Origin of the sequence: Paenibacillus sp. GSMTC-2017 (genome assembly GCF_016019935.1) — a bacterium.
Lineage (GTDB): Bacteria > Bacillota > Bacilli > Paenibacillales > Paenibacillaceae > Pristimantibacillus.
This window is the reverse complement of sequence record NZ_JAECMT010000001.1, coordinates 22,457-41,075: the sequence shown is the minus strand read 5'-3', so window position 1 is coordinate 41,075 and position 18,619 is coordinate 22,457. Positions and strand designations below refer to the sequence as shown.

Here is an 18,619-nt window from a genome sequence, read left to right as displayed (position 1 = left end):
ACGATATTCAAGGATCTGTTACCCTTCATTATGTTTCGATTATACCACTGCGTAGCTGCTGATCTGCGAATTTTCGATACATCAGATGGGTTTCATATAATTGTTCATGAGTACCAGTGCCTGTAATTCGGCCCTTCTCGATAAACACAATTTTGTGTGCGTCAACAACGGTTGCTAATCGATGTGCGATAATAATTGTTGTCCGACCTGCCATCAGATTATGGAGCGCTTGTTGTACAATTTCTTCTGAACTGCTGTCAAGGTTTGACGTTGCTTCGTCTAACATCAAAATATTGGGATTACGAAGAAGCGCTCTTGCAATAGCGATTCTTTGCCTTTGACCTCCTGACAATTTGATCCCTCTTTCACCTACTTCTGTGTCGTAAGCATCTGGCAATTCGCGGATAAATCCGTCCGCATAAGCCATTTCTGCAGCTTGTGCTAATTCCTCATCGGAAATTATTCGTTCCAGTCCGTATGTGATATTATCGCGAATCGACCCTGCAATAATGGGGCTTTCTTGCGATACATATCCGATTTGCTCTCTCCAAGCCCTTAATGTGAATTGCTCGATGTTTTCATTGCCGTAATGAATAGATCCACTAGACGGGAGGTAAAATCGTTCTAATAGTGAAAACAGCGTCGTTTTCCCTCCACCACTCGGCCCTACAATTGCAGTTGCTTTGCCAGATTCGATCGTTAACTCAAGATTCTCTAAAATAGGCTGATCCGCTTTGTAAGTGAATGATACATTTTTGAGCTGAATAGTTTTTCCAGATTGAATTGTAGAGGTACCATCTTCCGGTTCTTCTTCTGACTGCATAATAGCTGCAAGACTTTCTGTAGCACCTAACGCTTTCTGATACTGGGTAAAAAATTGTGATATCGACATTACTGGAAATATAATCTGGAATAAATATAAGATGAAAGCGACAAGCTCCCCAGCAGTCATTGCACCAGATGCAATCTGAGCTCCACCAAAGCCAATAATACCAACTAAAATTAGCAAAATAATGAGGGAAATAACTGGCGAAATAATAGCTTGAATTCTCGCTTCCTTAAGGCCAAATCGGAAAAGTTTATTAATGCCTATAGATCCGCGATTATACTCCTCAGCCTCTGCGCCAGAAGCTTTTACAAGCCTAACATCAGATACTACACGGCTTAGTATTGATGTGAATGATGCCGTTTCATCTTGCATGCCTTTGGAAATCGTATACATGGCTCGACCAAGCGGTACCATTAACAGGGCGGAAATCAGAAATACTCCGATGATGACTAAAGTCATTTGCCAATTCATATAAAACATAATGATAAGTGAACCAATTAACGATACAATACCTGTAATAAAATTTGAAAAGTGTTCAGCAACTAAACCTCGTACAACTGCAGTATCGTTAGTAATTCGACTAATAACATCACCAGAAGCGTTATTGTCAAAATAACTGATCCTCAGCTTTAAAATTTTGCGCCATAGCGAATCACGAATCGACGAAACAACTTTGTTACCACTGTAACTAAACATATAGACTGAAAGACTCTGCGTAATAGCCTGTATGAATACAGCTGACGCCATTAATACGATTTGGCTAGATTTTAACGAATCTGCTGAAAAACCATTCACCAATTCCTTTGTCATTATTGGCACCATTAGGTAGGCCACAGTCGATAATAAACTTAGTAGTAAAGCCGTTAATAACAGCAACTTTGGTGGCTTGGCGTTCATAATAAGAGTAAGTAATCTTCTCCAGCCTTTCCCTGTACTCGTTTGTTCACTCATTTAGATTTCCTTCTTTCTTGATCATATTGGTCGGAAGTTGTTTCTCTCCAACAATCCTCACTATATATGAGTAACTTAAACGGAATATAAACAACAAAAAACTCATGCGCATGACTTACACATGAGTTCATTGTACTTCTTCTGCCGTTGTTGATTAATGTAGTACTTGCCCATGATCCTCTGATATTTCGGTTAAGGCGAAACCTGCGTCATGTTTCGTTGTATTGCCGAGCGACAAGTCGCCAAGCGTTATTACTCCGACCAACTTACCATCTTCAACGACAGGAAGACGCCGAATTTGGTGGTTGGCCATAATATCGGCTGCTTCCTCAGCGTCCTGTTCAGGTGAGACAGTCACAAGTGCTTCACTCATCACATCTTTTACCGGACACGAACCAGGACGTTTAGCAGCGTACCCTCGGACGACAAGATCCCTATCTGTTACTGCTCCAATTAACTTATTACGATCATTTTCATCAACTACTAGAACAAATCCAATATCATTATCGGCCATTTGAACAGCAATTTCATAAACATTGTCTTGTAACGTCACAGTTTTACAATGGGTAGACATTAAATCCCGTACTTGCTTCATAAGTTACAACGCCTTTCATTTTAATTGAATTGAAAGTACTAAAATGTACATCTTAGATAGAATTCCCGCCAAGAGCAGGTTTATCCGAAATCCGGTAAGTACTTTCAAAAAACAATTTTGAATTGCGTGTATGATGTTTATTTATATTGGCCAATCGAGATATTAATTTTATAATTTCCATAGATCAAAGTACTTAAAGGTGAGAACAAATTTAAAATTAACCGACAATAATTATGGTGGTGCACCTGTTGCAGGTGAAGGTCATGTTCATTATTATTTGGATGGTAATATTACTGGACCTATAACGAGTAAGAAGTTGTTTAAACTGACGAATCTGCATGAGGGCACAAATGAAATTAAACTGGCTCGCGCGCAAAACAACCATGCTGAGGACTTTGGAGCTCGAGTTGATGAGAAGTTAACGATTATAATCGGCAAAAAGTAGAAGTAGCCCACTTTATCCTTAGATAGATAGGTGTCTGTAACAATACACAGATCTATCTTAGGTATATCAATAATTTTACATTCAGTTGTCCCTATTTAACTGTTCAAACTCGTCTAGTATAATGCCTAGAGTGCGCTCTGCATCCAATGCTGCTTTTGAATTTTTATCATTCTCATCCAATACGATAAGCGCTTTCCACAAAGCCCAGCCACGTGCTCGGTGCCATGTTTCTTCATTGCACCCTATCTCATTAAAGAACAGCTTTCTGCTTTCTTTATCAAAAAAGGTCCACGCCATCGCCAAATCGCAAGAAGGATCTCCGATACCAAGTATTCCAAAATCGATGACAGCACTGAGTTTTCCATCATTCACCAATAGGTTTCCAGGAGCGATATCACCATGAACCCAAACGGGATTATTGGTCCAGCTCGACTGCAGCGCAAGCATCCAAATGCTATAACATTTATTTGCATTTACATGAGATTGAAGATTCCTTAATGCAGTCTTAGTCTCTTCATCATAAACAGAAAGTGCTCCACCTCGATAGAAATTATGCAATCCAGCGATAGGTCCGCCAGTGCAATCAATTGATTGAAGTTCCTTGAGAAAATGTGCTAAGTCAATAGCAAGTTGGTTTATACTTTGAACATTTTCATAACGTACTGTTTCTCCCTCAATCCACTTATTAATTGACCATGGCCAAGGGTACCCCTCCGCTGGTTCTCCTTTAGCTATGGGCGCAGAGATTGGTAACGTAAGGTGTGGTTGTAATTTCGGAAGCCAAAACAATTCCTTCTCAACTTGAGGAACATAACAGTCCTTACTTGGCAATCTGACACTCATTTCATCACCTAGATGAAAGGTTCTATTGTCATTTCCTGATACCGCCACAGGTTTAATTGGTAAATCAGACCAATGTGGAAATTGGGCTTTTATAAGCTGACTTACTAAATGTTCAGTAATTTCACTCATTCGTGTCCTCCTAAAAGTAAATTTATTTCAACAAATTGAATTACTATTTATTATACAGGAGGCTGTCTTTTCCTAAGGTGACGGATTCAATTTAAACAAAAAAATACCATCAAACTTAGTTTGAAGGTATTCAAGGATTATTTTAAAAGAGTTATTCAACCTATACCATAAACGTTATTCATCATAGTGGAACAAAGTTATACGATTGCCAAAAGGGTCAATGAGTCGCATCTCATTGCTATTCCAAGGTGTACGTTCAATTGCTGGTCGCAGATAGTTATATTCTTTTTCAAGTAATTGTTTGTGGAATGATTTAATATCTGAAACCCCCATACGAAAAGCTGATCCGGGGCAACAATCACCGTGATGTTCAGTTAAATGTATGACGATAGTATCGCGAGAAATTTGTATGTATAGCGGTAAATTAGTTTCGAAGCGATGTTCCCAATCAATTTGAAAGCCAAGATAGTCAACATAAAATTCTTTCGCCTTTTTCTCATCAAAGATACGAACTATCGGAATAACTTGATTAAATGTAAACATTGTTACATCTCCTTTGACTTACTTTTTCACACGAATAAAATGTCGTTCTTTCCACTCGACCGTATCTCCCAGTTGAAAAGTTGATAGGTCAAGTACGAGTTCTCTCAAAGGTGTTTCTGAAAACTGTTCAAATCCTTCTGCCCAGCATGTTTCGTTCATATCGATAAGATCTTCGCCTTTTGGATCTTTGTCCAGCATTACTTGAATAGTTCATTGTTCTTTTGCCGAGGGATTATTTATCGTTACGAGATTCATAATCGTCTTAGTTGTCTTTTTCTGTCCGAATGCGCCTGTAGGAAGTTCATGGCTTGCAGCAATATAATGGAATAATGTCATGTTGTAATATCTCCTGTTTTCAGAATGAAAAGCCCCCGGAGCTCCATATGAGCATCGAGGGCTTCATACCTGATTTTACTAATTATAACTCGTTAAGGCTGTAGTTGCCATAGAGCAGGAACGTTACTTGGCTCCCACCCTGCTAGTGAAGTGTGTGGCTGAATACATTTGTATACTGCGCCATTGTAAGAAACAAGCGTGTTCACCGTATAGGAAGTATTAGCTGCCCATGGGGTAGCGCTTGGACCTTGAATAGTCGTAGCCGATATCGCATTACTGTTACCGGATTCGTTATTCGACGGATCAATGGCTCGGACTGTGAAGGTATAACTCGTAGTAGGAGTCAATCCTGTAATAAGCTTTTCGGTAGCTGTGCCAGTAACTGTAGCAATAACAGTTGCCCCTGAGTAAATACGATAACCTGCGATGCCATTGGCATCAGTTGACGCATTCCACATCAGTGTCAGCGAGTTCGAGCCAACGGGACCCATTACATGGAGTCCTGTAGGATTAGTTGGTGGGGTGTTATCTATCGGAAGTGCGACTGTTGTTATTTGAACGCTGTTGCTTGCAGATGAGCGATTGCCGTATGTGTCAAAGGCTTTGACGGTTAAGTTATAGGTCGTTCCAGCGAGCAGATTCGTCAAATTGGCGTTTAGCTGATTTGCTGCCACGGTAGCAATTGGAGAAGTATTCGATCCTGAATAAATTTCATACCCCGCAACTGCGTTGTTGTCAGTAGACCCACCCCAGGATAGTGCAGCTGTTGTTGTACCTACTGTACCTGCAGTCAGATTAGACGGAGTTGTCGGAGGAGTTGTATCGGATGGACCGAATTGAGCATCGATTACAACATACCAAGCATTTGGTGTATCTGCAATATCCCAAACTGCAAGAATGATGTGATAACCCGTTCTAGCTGGAATATTACAGCTGTGGGAAAGTGTTGCCGGAGGTTGTTGACCGTTGCCTTGTACTGTGCAGAACGGTGTTAGATCTAGCTGTGCACGAGAAAGTGGTGCATTAGGATTCCAATCCGCCTTTGTAATGAAATAACGATAACTCGTCGTCGCGTGACGAGCGGTGAATTTCCATGTGAGTGTATTTGTACCGCTGCTCATCGCAACTTTGTTCCAGCGAGTTGCCGTTTGTGCATCGAGATTTGCGAATGCAGCGAGTCCAGCGCTAGCGATTTTACCATCGGCAGGACCAGCAGCAGGGAAACCTTTAAGACCTTCGAGGCTTTGCGGTTCATAAATGATATTGCCGCAATTGGTATTAATTCCATTTTTACATTGGATTGCCCGGCTTGCAGGAGAATCCACATAACCGTGAGCACTTACTGACTTAGCAAATATCAACATACAGGTGAATATTAAAAGTAGACCACCACAGACAACCAGAGTACGCATCATCAGACTAGAATTCAAACGGGATTGAATCATAATCACATTACCTCCTAGGTTTTAGTTAGGTATCGGTCTCTATCCACTTTTCTATCACAATGCGGAGTAATTTAAGTCAGCTGCCCCCTCTCTTACAAGTGGTCAATCGTAGCTTTCATACGCGATTAGTATATCAACTCCTTTTTCAACCGATTTATATAAACTCTAAAAGAGCTCATACACACAGTGAATGATGCACGTTTTGGAATCGTTTGTTGTTTTAGATGGCGTGTGAATTAGTTACTGAGTTGAATGTAGAGAAATGAATGGACCAACTTCTGAGAAAGATGTTTGGCCATGAAGTGGATTATTGCTGAGGGTAATGGAGTAACTTAATCATAATGCAAACGCTCCCATAATTGCACTACTATTTTAGAACTAAAATAAATGTGGTCTGTTTAGGTCTTTGGACTAATTGGTTCGACCTAAATAGACAAAAAATCTTCCACAAGTGTTGCTTGAGGAAGATTTTATTAATGTTTTTATCATTTGCCCTGCTACTGAGCTACACATTTTTAAGAGTTTCTATTCACAAAATAATTCAGTAAATGTTTCAGAAAAGCAGAATGGTATTGCATCTCTTTTAGTTCTTCGATGGCAAGGCAATAATGTTCCCACATTTGTTTACTTGCGCCTTCTTTTCCGAGAACGGTTACGAAAGTAGAATTATTGTTTTCGGCATCCTTGCCAACTGGCTTACCGAGTGAAAGATAGTCACCTTCCAAATCAAGCAAATCATCTTTAATTTGAAACGCTATGCCTGCATGATAAGCAAATTTTTTCAAGGATGATATCTCTGAGTCACCAACCTGTGCAAGGATGGCTGGCATAACGAGAGAGGCTTCAAATGCAATTCCTGTTTTGTAGAAGCACATCATATTTAATTGTTCAAGCGTAAACGTTTTCCCTTTGGAATGAACATCCATCGCTTGCCCTTTACACATATCTGCTGCTTTTTGAGACGAATATTTCATTAACTTTAATACGACTTTTGGATCGAAAGCATCTAAAGAAGCTTGCTCTTCAGTTGCCTTTTGGATTAGAAATAATCCTGTTAATTCTGCTGTAGCGCTATTATGCACCTGATGCAAAGTTGGACGTCCTCTGCGTGTGGACGCATTATCTTGCGATGGCAAATCATCGAAAATTAACGATGCCGTATGCATATATTCCAACGATCTCAATAGTGGAATGATGGAATCAGCATTCAGCTTGTATTCGTGAACTGCCATAACCCAAGCAACAATTGGTCTTAGTCGTTTGCCGTCCCCTTCGAGACTGTAATTTGCAGCATCGATAAGGGAATCATCTATCTGCTCTATTCCAGACAGTTTCGGGAGTGGTAAAAAGTTGTTGATCTGGTCACGTACAGATTTGACGGTTTCGAAAAAGTCTTCTTTTTCCTTACGATCACTTCTCAAATACGTAATCATTTGGTCTCTTAGAAGTTTATCGAAGAAGTCAACATCGTCTGCTTTACGAACCATCTGTTGAATGAGGCGATTAAACTCTGGATTTCCAGATGCAAAGATGTCCATCAGTTCATTGTACTTCTCGTCACCAATACGCTTTTTACAGCGTTTCAAACCATTAATAGCTCGGTCCAATATGACCTCACGTGTTTTGTCATTGGAATGATAAACGTTATGGATTAAATTGGAGATGACCGCCCAATATAGTTCATATGGGTTGATGAGATCGGGACGCTGTTTATGATATTTTTGATAATAGGTATAAGGTGTTACGGCCCCTTCATTATTATCATCAAATATATCAGCGAAATCATCAGCCAACTGGTTGTAAATGCCATAATAGAAAGTACGAGTATCAAAGCCCTCATCCTCGGGTGCGCTAATGACCGAACGGACGATCAACCGGGAAGAAGAAGATTTTATTATGATTGGTAAATATAGTTCTTCGTTTGTGTAGTTGGAATTAGAAAGTGTTTTTATACGATCAATATCTTGGGAATGAAAAAATACATACGACTGCTCAAAAAAGATGTTTTTCGTGTCAACTGACTGATGATTTTTAATATACTCAAAAGCGTCTCGGAGCTCAGCATGTACGTATTGGAGAAGCTCCTTGTTGCTACCATTCCATTCTTCTATTTCTGGGACCGCCCCATTCAGAAGTGTTGTTCGTATCATTTCGGAATACTGTTCTTTTTCACTCGTATTTAAAACGCCTGAGTCGAGTAGATCGTCAATAAATGGATAAGTAAGACCATAAGAATAACCTAGCCTAATCGCTTCATCCAATCTTCGAGCACGTTCTTTAGGAGAAACATGTTCGTCCATCTCTTCAGTAACATGAAGAATAACACCAATAATAATTTTGATTAATTTGCGCTGTGCTTGTTCTGCATTCATTTCTTTCGGTATCTGAGAAGCTACTGTCTTTAATTTGTCTATGACCCATATAACTGCGCTCTCAACACTTTCTTTCTGAGCCCACCGATACAATCCAGCTAAGCTCATAAATTCAGGTTGGTCTCCACCATTTTTGGGATTGGTGTTAATCAAGCTATTCTTAATGTTGTTAACTACACGCTCAATCCTTTTCCCTGTATCAGGAGCGTCCATTGCTTTACCTAAATCTCTCATATACATATAAGATACGCTGCGATTCAAGTAATCATCTAACTTACCAGAATATTGCATCCATTTCATATATCTATAATAATCTTGAGAATCTGGTTGTTTCTTACTTCTGGAGAAAAACGATAGTAAGGAATGATTTACATGATTTTTTTTCCACTGATGAATATCTTCAGTTAGTGTGGAGACAAACGTTTTGTCCTTTACCTGTGCACAAAGTGATGAAAAATAGTTAGATGCCTTTTGCTCAGCCATCCGATACCATGTATCAGCTTGACCTGTATATTCCTCATTCATATGATGGATGACCTCAGCTTTAATTTTTTATTAACTTTATAATACGGGAAAGTAGCTCTTGGGTTACGAAATCGTTATAACTAGCGCAATTAGTGAGCTTCAGAGAAACCAACATGTGCCTGGATGTGACTTCTTACTTATATTATTCATGTGGAAATATGCTCCTATTAAAGTCATATTACACTATTCGACAATTCTCTCCGATAACCTCCTATTATAATGTTTCTATTTTTCTAAAATATGTTGCAAGATAAATATCAGATTGCTAAAAAAGATATAAAAGCAGCCCCTCAAGTGGCAGGTTAATCTGCTCAGCCTAGGGACTGCTTCTTCTTTTTTATTAATGTCATTAATTAAATTTCGCAAATCTTCAAAATTAGTTCTACCAAGGTTGGTTCGTAAGATTTACTCGAGTCTCTACATTTGATAATGATACCCCCGAAGTAGCTATTACTACGATTTTGTAATAACCTGATGGCAACGGAGGAGCCCAGCCGCCATGTGCGAAAGTAGTCCAAAAGTGTCCACTGTTATAGTAAGCATCTGATCCTTGAACCCCTCTCCAGGTGCCATCAGATTGTAACTTCCTAACTTCAAATACGAACTGTTGATTTACAGAGCCGGCTGCGAAAGTTGAAACACCTTTAATGCCAACTCTACCAGCTTCATGATACCCTAAATAGTATTCCTGTATTACTGAAGAACCATTGGCAAAAACTGCTGTACTAGATGAGAAAACAAGCATCAGTGAAGCAAGCAACATTAGAGTGAATTTTTTCATCATCAATCACCTTTTCCTCTTAGATTGGATAAGAACTCTCGTCGTTTCCGGACCACCGTAGCAACGGAAATAGTTATGCCTTTCGAAAGCAAAGTTTGGTAGATTGTGTTCATGAAGATAAGTGTTTTTTTAAAATTAAGACAGCTTTAGTACGATCATTAGTACCTATTTTGCTATAAATAACACTTAAATAGTTTTTAACTGTCCCTTGTGTTAGATATAATTTCTCTGCAATTTCCTTTGTGTTAAATCCATCTACAAGTAGCTTTGCCAGATCTATTTCTCTTTGTGTAAAGGTGAGTAGTTCGGCAATTTTATCTAATCGGTTGTTGTTATTTCGAATATTGAGTGCAAGCTTATGGGCAACCTTGCCGGTAAGTAATAAACTTCCGGATAGTGCTTCGTAGATAGATTGAACAAGTTTTTCTCCATCAATGTCTTTTAGCAAATAACCGGATGCGCCATTGCTTAAAGCTTCAATGATGTACTCATCATCATCAAATGTTGTTAAAATTAGGATAACGATTGATGGATACAATTTTTTTATTGCTTCAGTTGCCTTAACGCCTCCCATTCCCGGCATTCGAATGTCCATTAGTATAAGATTTGGCGTAATTAATCGAAGAGATTCAAGTGCTTCCTCCCCTGTTTGTGCTTTTCCCACAATCTGTATTTCTGCTCGAATTGACAATAATGTTTCGAGACCTTCGAGCATTAGTGTTTGATCATCTACTAACAAAATTTTGATCTTGCCTTCTCTACCCATCGACTAATCCCCTTGCTACAGGCATTTGCATATGAAGGAGGAAGCCTTTCATTAGATCACTTTGCACAGTTAATCTCCCTCCAATTGCTTCAACTCTTTCCTCCATCGTTTTTAGCCCAAATCCGAATTCCAAAAAGTCATTGCCGCAACCATCATCTCGAATTTTTAAATGAATGGTTTCTTGTTGTTCTAGGACCGTTATTTCTATGGAACGTGCTTTACCATGTTTTAAAGCGTTTGTAATTGATTCTTTAATGGCATTAATTATTACGTATTCCTGCAAGGAAATGAAAGGAGTAGTCACATTATAATAAAAATCAATTTGAGTGTCTGTTTGCTTAGTTGTGTCTGATATGATTTTATATATGCCATCTTTGAGGTTTAACCCACTCGTATTCCCTTCCTTTGCCTTCAACGTCTTGACTACTTGACGAATGTTTCCGAGTCCTTGTTTCATCTGTTCACGTGCAACGAAAATTTTTCGTAATGCTTCTTCAGGACTTTTTTCAAATAGCAGTTGAGCACCTTCTAGAGCTACAATAGCTGTCGTTAACGTATGACCAACCGTATCATGAACTTCTTCTGCAATCATCGTTCGCTCTCTCAATACAGCCATTTCTTCTCTCATTCCTGCTTCTCGGATCATAGCCTCATTCAATAGATAATTCATATCTCTTTGATTAAGTAGCTGCTTAGTACTCCAAATCAAAATGATTACACAGGAGTAGCTTAAAATCTCGAACACATTCCGCCATAACCCTTCCCCACCAGCCGGCCACAATAAGTTGTAAGTTATATATCCTCCATAGGCAATCGGAAATGCGAACCAAGGTTTATAATGAAGTAAAATATCTGCAATGATGATAACAAATACAATGTTCTCTATTCCTGTATCACTTTGTAAGAAATATAGAAAGAGCAGAATGATTTCGACAATAGGAAAAAGAGCTGCAAAGAGTTGATGTTTTGGGTCATGTAATACTAATTTTGTGTGCCTTAAATAATAGAGTCCAATTATGATCGGAACAAACAAAATACCTTTAAACTGAGATAATCCGATATAAACGATTAGCAACATGATATAAGCAGTAGCGAGCCCATAAAATATCAGTTTTGCTACTTTAATATTACTTATTGTTTGTACTGTTGTAATGGTAATGTACATGTTCCCACTCATCCCTCAGATAGAACTATTTCACAGAAATCCTAGAATAGCTGCCAAAACACCTAGAAGCAAAGATATAGCTTCGACACCATGAATAACGACAGTAGGCCAAAAACTGCGATATTTAACATTTAAGTAGCCGTAAAATAGAGAACCTACAATAAAAAGTGGGATTTCTGAGATTTTATGAAGATGATAAGCTGCGAACAAAATACCATTCGCAGCCCAATCCCATTTCCCGAAGGCACCTTTCATCTTCGGCAATAGCACTCCACGGAAAAACAACTCTTCTCCTAATAAATAATTAAATAAACAACTAACTAGCGCAATACCGAGTAAATACCAAGCGCCTTCAAATTCTGGGGTGGCTAGATTTTGTATCTGAGTGTAATCATGAGGTGCAATAAATGGAAACAAGCGGTTTATTGCTTCTGCAATAAATGTGAACAATCCGGAGCTTTCAATGAAAAATGCATACAAAATGATTGGAATAGTAAATGCATATGCAAGTTTATAGATTTTAAACGTTTTTGGATGTATGGGATGGTTTAACCACAATCGCTGCTTGAGTTTCTTCCACGTGAAATGCCCAAGTTCGCACTTCAAAATAATGATGGATAAAACAAACTGCCAGATCATACCGATGATCATGAGCAACCAATAAAGAATGCCCGGATGAAAGTTAACAATTGGAATAAGTAATGGCATTACGACAAAACGAAGAATGAACATGGGTAAAGCGACTACGGCCCACAACCCTACAATTTTGAAGACACTATATTGTTTAACATCCATTTCGTTATGCAACCGCTCCACTCCTTCATGGTGGATTTCATTTCCAAAATAAATATAAAAAAAAGAACGTCACATGATAAGTGACGATCGTCATAATTTTTAAAGATAATGGCTTTCAAAAAAATACAATATAATTATTAATAAAATATATACAACAATTTAACTATGAATAATCGGATTAATGTGATATGATTTTACAAATTAGGAAAGGAGAGCTAATTTATAGAGATTAGATAGGAGAAAAAAATTTAATTCATACTATTCATGAAAAGAGGTAGAAGAGAAATAATGAGGAAATTATGTGTATTCATTTTAGCTGTAGCAATTGGTCTAGGTGTCACTAGTACGACCAATCTTCAAACAGCGGTGGCTGCTGAATCAACAACGATCACTGTTCCACTGAACTTGGCTGTAGGCGGTACGGTAACTGCAAGTGGAGGATATGGATCTCACCAAGATTGGAACAAAGCGTTCGATAAACATATATTTTCTAAGTGGTTAACATTCGAAAATCCTGCTTGGATACAATATGAGCTTACTACTGCTAAAGTTATAACTTCGTATTCTATTACTTCTGGAGATGATGTACCCGAGCGTGATCCGAAAGGCTGGGTAGTAAAAGGATCAAATGATGGTACTACCTGGACTACTCTGGATACACAACAAAATCAGAGCTTCTCCACTCGTCTTCAAGAAAAAACTTATTCAATTGCTAATACAACAGCATTTAAATTTGTAGCATTTGAGAATATTACTAATCAAAACGCAGGTACTCCGATTTTACAAATATCTGAAATTAAATTATTCGGTAATGAAGTACAAACCTATAGAACGATAAAGCCTACAGTAACTGCAAGCGGAGAAAATGCTCCTACAGATGTTAAAGCCAATTTGGTAGATGGTTCAAGCACGTCCAAATGGTTAACGTACAATAATACAGCGTGGTTGCAATTTGATTATGGCGAACCGGTGACAATTGATGGTTACGCTCTTACATCGGCTAAGTCTTACAATAATACTGCAGATGCTGATCCAAAAAGCTGGCTGTTACAAGGCTCCAACGATAATACAAATTGGACGACTATTGATACTAGAAGCAATGAAAAGTTCAAGTTTCGTCATCAGAGGAAACACTACATATTGAACAATAATACGACTGCTTATCGATACTATAAACTTAGCAATATACAGAACAACAGTGGTTATGCAATTCAATTGAGTGAAGTTGAATTTTCACGGACAAACGATATGTGGCATGAAGAAAATCCGATCATCGAAATCCAAAATATTGCTGGTTTCACACCATTTGATCAAGCACTCCCTAATGCTGAGCAAGAGATCTTAGCAATCATACGTAAAGTTAATGAACTATTTTATAATAATCCGACAGAAATGGCAGTTAGAATGAAGAAAATAGCAGTTCAAATCGTAGACCAACCTGGAGGGGCTTGGATATCTGGAGATGCCGATCTTAAAACAATTGGTTTCAGTTCGCAGTATCTAGCAAGTTACGTATCAAATCCTAACAATTCATTACGTGAAGAAATTATCGGAATTCTTTACCACGAATTGGGTCATGCTTATCAGCTTAGTAACTTCGATACAGAAGCAGTCGCAGATAGTTTGCGTTTTGCAACAGGCTATCATAATCGTTATGGTATTTCTCAGGGTGGTGCTTGGCATAACACTCACACTGCAAACTTCATTCGTTGGATAGATGATACAAAACATCGTGGCTTCATCCGCGCAATAAATGGGATTAATCAAGTTCCACACGGCTTGGACGCTAATCAAACTCTTGCGTGGAAAGAGAGTCAAATTCAGTCCATAACTGGAATAAACGTGAATACGCTCTGGACGCAATATCAGCAGTCACTTGTTAATTAGTAATAAATAAGGGGTTGTCTCTACGGCAGATTTTATCTACTGCGTAGGGACAACCCCTCTTCTATTGCTTTCACCGCATAAAAGTTATAAGACAGTTTTAACACCAAATCCGACTAACATTACACCAGTTGATTTTTGAAAGATGTTCTGAAATTTAGGTTTTTTGAGCCATTTCTTCACATGACCTAACAAATAAACTAACGTTAAAAACCAGCTAACTGCAATGAATGTAAGAATTAAACCTAATATTATTAGTTGCTGATTTACATTCCCATTTAGATCAATAAATTGTGGCATAAACGTAATATAAATGAGAACAGTTTTAGGGTTTAGAATATTACTTACTACACCTTGCAAATAGGAATCTTTAAAGTGTTTTTTTGATGGTTTTGGAGTTGAAGTTGAGTTCTCTCCTTGAACTGCTTCTAGAGAAAAAGTGCTTTTTGTAAAAAATGATCTAATTCCTAAATAAAATAAGTATGCAGCGCCTGCATATTTAATGGTATTAAATAAAAAAACGGACTGAGAAATAACTACTGACAAGCCGAGAACGGCAACTAATGTCCAAAACGTAAGACCCGTGGCCATTCCGAGTATCGTAAATCGCCCTGCTTTTGCACCGTGAGCAATCGTATTTTTCATAATAAGTACTGTATCTGTTCCGGGCAATATCGACATCATTAATGCCATTAATATATAGGCTGCTAAGTTATCCATCTTACTTCTCCTCATCAAATCGTTCACATTAGTTACGACATCGTTGTTTATGTGTTTAGGTAAATCCTCATGTATTGTTTTGGTGTTAATCCAATTTGTCTTTTGAAAAATTTAGTTAAATGACTTTGATCGCTAAATCCCGTTAAGAAGGCTACTTCGATAGGTTTTAATCCTTGTTCTAACAACTTTTTGGCATGATTTATTCGAATTGTTTCTAAGTAACTGTAAGGTGAAATTCCCATTTCTTTTGTAAAAGATCGCAGTAAATGAAACTTGCTCCATCCGGTTAATTGGCTTAAATCATTAAGCGTAATCTGCTTTGTGTAATTTTCATCTAAATATGTACACATTGTTTTAATTTCAAAGGAAGTTTCGGCTAATTGTAGCTGATTCGTTTGGTCCGAATAGGTTTCGATGAGCTCTTCCATAAAATACAGAAATAACTCTTCTTTTTTTAGCTGGGTTTCATCTTGTGAAATTTTTAAATGAAGCTCTTTTAAATTGAATACGAGTTCACTTTGGTATACAACACTTTGTTTGAAAAATGGCAGATTCTCATTCCCAGTAATCTCAATTGCAATTTTTTTCATAACGTCAGGTTTCACATTAATGCTTCGATAATCAAGTGTTTTACCGTCTAGTTGCTCACAACTGTGGGTGTCATAAGGGTTAAACAATACTAAGTCCCCAGAGTTAACAATGTATTGTTGACTTTTGCAAACCAACGCAAGTTGACCGGCTTCAATAAATCCGATTACATAATAGTCATGAAAGTGTGCAGGAAACTTATGCATAATGCCTTTAAAACGGTATGCTTCTACGTCTAAATCTGAATCAAGATAAATCGTTCGGATTTCGTCTATCATCCGTCTATCCTCCTACGTCGTAATGACCTTTTATAAAATATCATAGATGTAGTAGCTTTTCTTGTATGATATTGCGCTTTAGTTACTTTACTATTTAAATGGAGGAATGACACAATCGCATTAATAAACAAAAAGTTACTATCTCAGCAATCGATTCGCTGAAATAATAACTTTTCATTAGGTATCCTTATTTAATCTACAACTAGATCGCCCAGTTTCCGTTACGGAAAATTGGTTCAAGCTTTCCATCCTGAGTGACACCATCGATATTCATATGCTCCGAACCAATCATGAAATCCTCATGTGTTAGACTTCTGTTTGCTCCATTAGACAATAACTCTTCAGGTGACATCTTAGTACCACCCTTTAAGTTAACTGGATACGCCTGGCCTAATGCTAAATGACAAGAAGCGTTCTCATCATACAATGTATTAAAGAAAACAACGTTGGAGTTAGAAATTGGTGAATCATGTGGAACTAAAGCAATTTCGCCTAAGTGTCTTGCGCCGTCATCTGTATTAAGCAAGTTGCTTAATGCATCATAGCCCTTCTCAGCGGAAAACTCTACTACTTTACCTTCTTTAAAAGTTAATGTAAAACCATCTATGACTTGACCGTTATAATTTAATGGTTTTGTACTACTAACGACACCATTTACTCCATCTTTATGAGGCATTGTAAATACCTCTTCGGTAGGCATATTAGGATTGAAGTAAATGCCTTTACTATTCGCCTTAGAGCCACCTAGCCAAATATGTCCTTCAGGTAAATCAACTGTCAGTTTTGTACCAGGAGCTTCGTATTGCAATTGTTTATATCGTTTATCATTAAGTACATTAACCATTTCAAGTAACTTAGCATTATGATCATTCCATGCTTGAACGGGATTGTCTAAACCGATACGAGTTGCATCAATAATACGTTCCCATAATTTCTGGACTGCTTCTTCTTGTGTTGCATCCGGAAATACTTTGCTTGCCCATTCATTTGTAGGATATGAAACTAGTGTCCAAGCGTTGGTATGGTTCATAAGGGCACCACGGTAGTTTTTCATTGCTGTAGAAGCTGTTTTAGATGCTGTAGCTACGCGTGCTGGATCAACATCGTTAAGAAGATCTGGATTTGGAGAATATATCGATATAAATGCTGCGCCTTCCTCAACAAAATCTTCCCATCCTTTTGCACGGAACATTGGATATTGTGAAAAAGCCTCTTCGGGTGCCTGTTTGAATTTAATACGGGACAATTCTTCGTCGTTGTATTCAACATGTACATTCTTAGCTCCAACTTCATAAGCTTTCGAGGCAATGAGACGTACTAATGGAGCTGATGTAATTGGTGCCATAACGACAACGGTCTGATTCGGTTGAACATTTGCACCAACTTTAACAGCTATTTCTGCATAGTTTTCTAATTGTTTCTGTGTGGGATACATGGGGTAGTTCCTCCTTTAGTATGTAAAAAGTTTTAATAATTATTGATTGCCATCTACTATTATAATACTGTCTGCCGAAATGCTCAAAATATTACGTAAGAAATGAAATTACTCGAATTTTTGACAAATGAAAGTTTAGAAAAAACTCGTCACAAGTGTTATAATGTATGTTATGTGTATGAGCGCTTAGAGGATATGATTTCAATTTTGTGTGCATACGAGAGCTAAATGAACAACCTATCATACACGATATTTCATGTAGTTAACTATATATTGGAGTGAGCAGAATGGAAAGCTTAAAGCCTTATCGTATTTTGTTATATTATAAGTATGTAACGATTCCTGATTACGAAATCTTTGCTGCGCAACATCTTGATTATTGCAAGCAGCTTGGTATAAAAGGAAGAATTTTAATCGCTGAACAAGGTATCAACGGTACTTTATCTGGTACGATTGAACAAACAGATGCTTATATCGCACATATGCAAAGCAACCCACTATTTGCGGATATGGTTTACAAAATTGACGAGTCTGAAGGACATGCGTTCAAGAAGCTGTTCGTTCGTCCGAAAAAAGAACTTGTTACATTGCGTTACGATACGAAATTAGATCCGAATGTTATTAGCGGTAAACGTTTAACACCTGAGCAATTTCATGAGCAGTTGCAGCGTGATGATGTCATCATTATCGATGGAAGAAATGACTATGAATACGATCTAGGTCATTTCCGTAATGCCATTCGTCCGACGGTTGAATCATTCCGTGAGTTTCCTGAGTGGATTCGGGAAAACTTGAGTGATGCAAAGGACAAAACAATTTTGACCTATTGTACAGGTGGAATACGCTGTGAGACGCTTACAGGAGTTTTGCTTAACGAAGGTTATACCGATGTTGCACAATTAGAAGGCGGGATCACTACTTATGGTAAGGACCCTGTCGTTCAAGGCCGTTTGTTCGATGGCAAAATGTATGTATTCGACGAACGAATTTCGGTTCGGATTAATCAGACAGACGAAGATATCATTGTAGGTAAATGCTATCACTGTGAGAACCCTACTGATGTCTATATAAACTGCGCAGACGATCTATGCCACCTTCAGCATCTTGTATGCGACGATTGTATGGACGAGCATGATAATTATTGCTCCGATGATTGCAGAACGAATGATCTCGAACGTAAACAAGCTTAATAAA

At 38.1% G+C, this 18,619-nt stretch carries 18 protein-coding genes; 3 read left to right on the top strand and 15 right to left on the bottom strand.

Going from position 1 to position 18,619, the window contains the following annotated elements; translation table 11 throughout:
* Positions 1-28: 28 nt before the first annotated feature.
* Positions 29-1,780: an ABC transporter ATP-binding protein gene (locus I6N90_RS00190; RefSeq protein WP_197933515.1), complete on the bottom strand. Its 1,752-nt coding sequence runs from the start codon at positions 1,778-1,780 to the stop codon at positions 29-31.
* Between the two features lie 154 nt (positions 1,781-1,934).
* Entirely contained in the window at positions 1,935-2,375 is a 441-nt protein-coding gene (locus tag I6N90_RS00185; protein WP_197933514.1) for a CBS domain-containing protein, read from the bottom strand.
* Between the two features lie 199 nt (positions 2,376-2,574).
* On the opposite strand from I6N90_RS00185, the gene I6N90_RS00180 reads away from it, so the two are divergent.
* A complete protein-coding gene (locus tag I6N90_RS00180; RefSeq protein ID WP_197933513.1) occupies positions 2,575-2,820 on the top strand; it encodes a hypothetical protein in 246 nt (81 codons plus the stop codon).
* An 81-nt stretch (positions 2,821-2,901) separates the two neighbouring features.
* Here the strand turns inward: I6N90_RS00180 and I6N90_RS00175 are convergent, their stop codons facing one another.
* From I6N90_RS00175 to I6N90_RS00135, 10 genes are all read right to left on the bottom strand, one after another.
* Positions 2,902-3,792: an aminoglycoside phosphotransferase family protein gene (locus I6N90_RS00175; protein WP_197933512.1), complete on the bottom strand. Its 891-nt coding sequence runs from the start codon at positions 3,790-3,792 to the stop codon at positions 2,902-2,904.
* Between the two features lie 174 nt (positions 3,793-3,966).
* Positions 3,967-4,335, bottom strand: a complete 369-nt coding sequence (locus I6N90_RS00170) for a glyoxalase superfamily protein (protein WP_197933511.1) — start codon at positions 4,333-4,335, stop codon at positions 3,967-3,969.
* Between the two features lie 18 nt (positions 4,336-4,353).
* Positions 4,354-4,533 (bottom strand): hypothetical protein, encoded by a 180-nt coding sequence (locus tag I6N90_RS00165; protein WP_197933510.1) that lies wholly within the window; start codon positions 4,531-4,533, stop codon positions 4,354-4,356.
* A gap of 12 nt (positions 4,534-4,545) precedes the next feature.
* On the bottom strand, positions 4,546-4,671 hold the full coding sequence (locus I6N90_RS24990) for a hypothetical protein (RefSeq protein ID WP_269669411.1): 126 nt from the start codon (positions 4,669-4,671) through the stop codon (positions 4,546-4,548).
* 92 nt (positions 4,672-4,763) lie between these two features.
* Positions 4,764-6,116: a lytic polysaccharide monooxygenase gene (locus tag I6N90_RS00160; protein WP_197933509.1), complete on the bottom strand. Its 1,353-nt coding sequence runs from the start codon at positions 6,114-6,116 to the stop codon at positions 4,764-4,766.
* 515 nt (positions 6,117-6,631) lie between these two features.
* A complete protein-coding gene (locus tag I6N90_RS00155) occupies positions 6,632-9,013 on the bottom strand; it encodes a polyprenyl synthetase family protein (RefSeq protein WP_197933508.1) in 2,382 nt (793 codons plus the stop codon).
* Between the two features lie 382 nt (positions 9,014-9,395).
* The gene (locus tag I6N90_RS00150; RefSeq protein WP_232242447.1) at positions 9,396-9,800 is read right to left on the bottom strand and encodes a hypothetical protein; all 405 of its coding nucleotides are present in this window, start codon (positions 9,798-9,800) and stop codon (positions 9,396-9,398) included.
* A gap of 103 nt (positions 9,801-9,903) precedes the next feature.
* The gene (locus I6N90_RS00145) at positions 9,904-10,560 is read right to left on the bottom strand and encodes a response regulator transcription factor (protein ID WP_197933506.1); all 657 of its coding nucleotides are present in this window, start codon (positions 10,558-10,560) and stop codon (positions 9,904-9,906) included.
* Positions 10,553-11,725 (bottom strand): sensor histidine kinase, encoded by a 1,173-nt coding sequence (locus tag I6N90_RS00140; protein ID WP_197933505.1) that lies wholly within the window; start codon positions 11,723-11,725, stop codon positions 10,553-10,555. Before I6N90_RS00140 ends, I6N90_RS00145 begins: the two co-directional genes overlap by 8 nt.
* Positions 11,726-11,755: 30 nt before the next feature.
* Positions 11,756-12,532 carry a CPBP family intramembrane glutamic endopeptidase gene (locus tag I6N90_RS00135; RefSeq protein WP_197933504.1) on the bottom strand — a complete coding sequence of 259 codons (777 nt, stop codon included), beginning with the start codon at positions 12,530-12,532 and terminating at the stop codon, positions 11,756-11,758.
* A gap of 276 nt (positions 12,533-12,808) precedes the next feature.
* Here I6N90_RS00135 and I6N90_RS00130 point away from each other — a divergent pair, with 276 nt between their 5' ends.
* Positions 12,809-14,407 (top strand): basic secretory protein-like protein, encoded by a 1,599-nt coding sequence (locus tag I6N90_RS00130; RefSeq protein ID WP_197933503.1) that lies wholly within the window; start codon positions 12,809-12,811, stop codon positions 14,405-14,407.
* A gap of 84 nt (positions 14,408-14,491) precedes the next feature.
* Here I6N90_RS00130 and I6N90_RS00125 read toward each other — a convergent pair whose 3' ends face one another.
* The 3 genes from I6N90_RS00125 to I6N90_RS00115 all read right to left on the bottom strand — a co-directional run bounded on the left by I6N90_RS00125 (position 14,492) and on the right by I6N90_RS00115 (position 17,425).
* A complete protein-coding gene (locus tag I6N90_RS00125; RefSeq protein ID WP_197933502.1) occupies positions 14,492-15,124 on the bottom strand; it encodes a LysE family transporter in 633 nt (210 codons plus the stop codon).
* A gap of 47 nt (positions 15,125-15,171) precedes the next feature.
* On the bottom strand, positions 15,172-15,990 hold the full coding sequence (locus I6N90_RS00120) for a helix-turn-helix domain-containing protein (RefSeq protein ID WP_197933501.1): 819 nt from the start codon (positions 15,988-15,990) through the stop codon (positions 15,172-15,174).
* 202 nt (positions 15,991-16,192) lie between these two features.
* Positions 16,193-17,425 (bottom strand): aminopeptidase, encoded by a 1,233-nt coding sequence (locus I6N90_RS00115; RefSeq protein ID WP_197933500.1) that lies wholly within the window; start codon positions 17,423-17,425, stop codon positions 16,193-16,195.
* Positions 17,426-17,712: 287 nt separating this feature from the next.
* On the opposite strand from I6N90_RS00115, the gene trhO reads away from it, so the two are divergent.
* Positions 17,713-18,615, top strand: coding sequence for an oxygen-dependent tRNA uridine(34) hydroxylase TrhO (gene trhO, locus I6N90_RS00110; protein ID WP_197933499.1), 903 nt, complete (start codon positions 17,713-17,715; stop codon positions 18,613-18,615).
* Positions 18,616-18,619: the final 4 nt, after the last annotated feature.